Consider the following 2,794-nt stretch of genomic DNA (forward strand, 5'->3'; position numbering starts at 1 on the left):
GCCGTCCCTATTCCCTATTCCCTATTCCCTATTCCCTATTCCCTATTCCCTATTCCCTGCAGTTCACCCCGCGCGAGGCCCGCTGCCGTCCCCATTCCGCGTCCCGGGCGCGCCCCAAGGCCGCCGGTTGCCCCAAATGCACGCTTCCATTACATTTGCTGTTTGCCCGACCGCTCGGAGGCTGCTCCGGGGACGGTCGGATGACCGGAAACGACGCAAATCAGGTGGTGCGCATATGAAGGCCGACATCCATCCCAAGTACGAGACCGCCAGCGTGCACTGCGCCTGCGGCAACACCTTTCAGACGCGTACCACCAAGGGTGACATCAGCGTCGACGTCTGCAGCCAGTGCCACCCGTACTACACGGGCAAGCAGAAGCTGATGGACACGGCGGGCCGCGTGGAACGCTTCCGGCAGCGCTACGCCACCGCCGAGAAGTAACACACGAGAGAGCCGGGGTTCTGCCCCGGCTCTCCGAGTATTCTGCCCCAAGCCAGCGCGGAGGCCACCTGCCTTCGCGCGCGTTCGTCCGTACCACGGTACATGCAAGACCGGATTCTCGACGCCCAGCGCCGCTCCGACGACCTCGCCGTCCAGCTCGCCGACCCCGGCATTCACGCCGACCCGCGCCGCCTTCGCGAGCTGTCGCGGGAACACGCGCGCCTGTCGGCCATCGTGCAGGCGGCGGCGCGGCTGGAGCGCGCCCGCGACGAGCTGGCCGGCGCCGAAAGCATGCTGGCCGACGCGGCGGGCGACCCGGAACTGGCGGCCATGGCCCGCGCCGAAGCCGAGCACCTGACCGGTGAAACCGCGCGGCTGGAAAATGAGCTGCTCCTGCTCCTCATTCCCCGCGACCCGCTGGACGACCGCGACGCCGTGGTGGAAGTGCGCGCCGGAACGGGGGGCGACGAGGCCGCGCTCTTTGCCGGCGACCTGTTCCGCATGTACCAGCGCTTTGCCGACCGCCGCGGGTGGAAGATCGAACTGGTCGCCGTGTCCGAAGGCGCGTCCGGCGGCTATCGCGAGGCCATCTTCACCGTGCGCGGCGCCGAGGCCTTCGGCGACCTTCGGTACGAGAGCGGCGTGCACCGGGTGCAGCGGGTGCCGGCGACGGAAACGCAGGGGCGCATCCACACTTCCGCCGCCACCGTGGCCGTGCTTCCCGAGGCGGAAGAGGTGGACGTGCAGATCAACCCCGGTGACCTGCGTATCGACGTGTACCGCAGCTCCGGCCCCGGCGGGCAGTCGGTGAACACCACCGACAGCGCCGTGCGCATCACCCACATCCCCACGGGGCTGGTGGTGACCTGTCAGGACGAGAAGAGCCAGCACAAGAACAAGGACAAGGCCATGGGCGTCCTTCGTTCGCGCCTGCTGGACGCACGCATCGCCGAGCAGGAAGCCGCCCGCGCCCGCGACCGCAAGGCGCAGGTGGGAACGGGCGACCGCAGCGCCAAGATCCGCACGTACAACTTTCCGCAGAGCCGGGTGACCGACCACCGCATCGGCTACACCACGCACGGGCTGCAGCAGGTGCTGGACGGCGCGCTGGACGAATTGATCGAAAAGCTCAAGCTGGCCTCGCAGGCGGAGCGCGAGGGCGTGGCCGCGTGACGCAGCCGCGGCGGTGGACCGTGGTGGAGATGATCCGCTCCACGGCCGAGTACCTGGCGGGGCGCAGCGTTCACAACGCGCGGCTCAACGCGGAGCTGCTGCTGGCGGGGATGCTGGGCCTCAAGCGGCTGGACCTGTATCTTCAGCACGACCGCCCGCTGACCCCGGACGAGCTGGACGAATTCCGCTCCCGCCTGCGGAGGCGTGCGCGGCGCGAGCCGTTGCAGTACATTGACGGAACCGCCGCCTTTCGTGACCTTGTGCTGCGCGTAGACCGGCGGGTGCTCATCCCCCGGCCCGAAACCGAAGTGCTGGTGCAGCGCGTACTGGACTGGGCGGCCGGGCGCGCCGCCGGGGAACGCTCGCTTTCCGCCGTGGACCTGGGCACCGGTTCCGGCGCCATCGCGATTTCCCTAGCGGTGGAAGGGCCGTTCGCCCGGGTGGTGGCCACCGACGTGGACCGCGACACCCTGCGGGCCGCGCGCGAAAACCACGCGCACGCCGCGCCGCACGCCCCGGTGGAGTTTCGCCCCGGCGACCTGTGGGAGGCTGTGGGCGGGGAGCGCTTTGATGTGGTGGTGAGCAACCCGCCGTACATCGGCGAGGGCGAGCGCGCGTCTCTGGACCCTGAGGTGGTGGACTGGGAGCCCGCGGGCGCCCTGTTCGCCGGGGCGGACGGGCTGCGCGTCATTCGTCCGTTGATCGCGGGCGCGGCGGACCACCTGCTGCAGGGCGGGCTGCTGGCGCTGGAGATCGGGGCGGGGCAGGGCGCGGCGGTGTCGCGCCTGATCGAGTCAACCAACGCCTTCGGCCCCGCGCGGGTGCTGCCGGACCTTGCCGGCCGCGACCGCGTGGTGCTGGCCGAACGGCGATGAACAGGAATACCGGGATGGAGCTGATCTGGGACCGGGCCCGCGAAGTGGGCCGGATGATCGCGCAGAGCAGCGAGTACGGCGCCATGAAGCGCGCCGGACAGATGCTGAACGACGACCGCGAAGCCGTTACCCGCCTGAACCGCCTGCAGGAGATGGAGGCGGGGTTCGCGCGCGCCATCCAGTCCGGCACCGAGCCTCCGGTGGCGGAGCAGCAGGAGTTCGAGACGCTGGTGGGCGAGGTGCAGGTGATGCCCTCGTACCAGGCGTACGAGGCGGCCCGCGCCAACCTGGACCGGCTGATGAT

At 70.0% G+C, this 2,794-nt stretch carries 4 protein-coding genes; all 4 read left to right on the forward strand.

The annotated features are described in order from the left end of the window. Positions 1-235 precede the first annotated feature (235 nt). Positions 236-442, forward strand: coding sequence for a 50S ribosomal protein L31 (gene rpmE / locus VF665_RS07670; RefSeq protein ID WP_331052822.1), 207 nt, complete (start codon positions 236-238; stop codon positions 440-442). Positions 443-544: 102 nt separating this feature from the next. Further along, positions 545-1,615, forward strand: coding sequence for a peptide chain release factor 1 (prfA, locus tag VF665_RS07675; protein ID WP_331052823.1), 1,071 nt, complete (start codon positions 545-547; stop codon positions 1,613-1,615). Beyond that, on the forward strand, positions 1,612-2,490 hold the full coding sequence (prmC, locus tag VF665_RS07680) for a peptide chain release factor N(5)-glutamine methyltransferase (RefSeq protein ID WP_331052824.1): 879 nt from the start codon (positions 1,612-1,614) through the stop codon (positions 2,488-2,490). Before prfA ends, prmC begins: the two co-directional genes overlap by 4 nt. Further along, positions 2,487-2,794, forward strand: a 308-nt coding sequence (locus VF665_RS07685) for a YlbF family regulator (protein WP_331052825.1), incomplete at its 3' end; no start/stop codon positions are given. The genes prmC and VF665_RS07685, both read left to right, overlap by 4 nt.

Origin of the sequence: Longimicrobium sp. (assembly GCF_036387355.1) — a bacterium.
GTDB lineage: Bacteria > Gemmatimonadota > Gemmatimonadetes > Longimicrobiales > Longimicrobiaceae > Longimicrobium.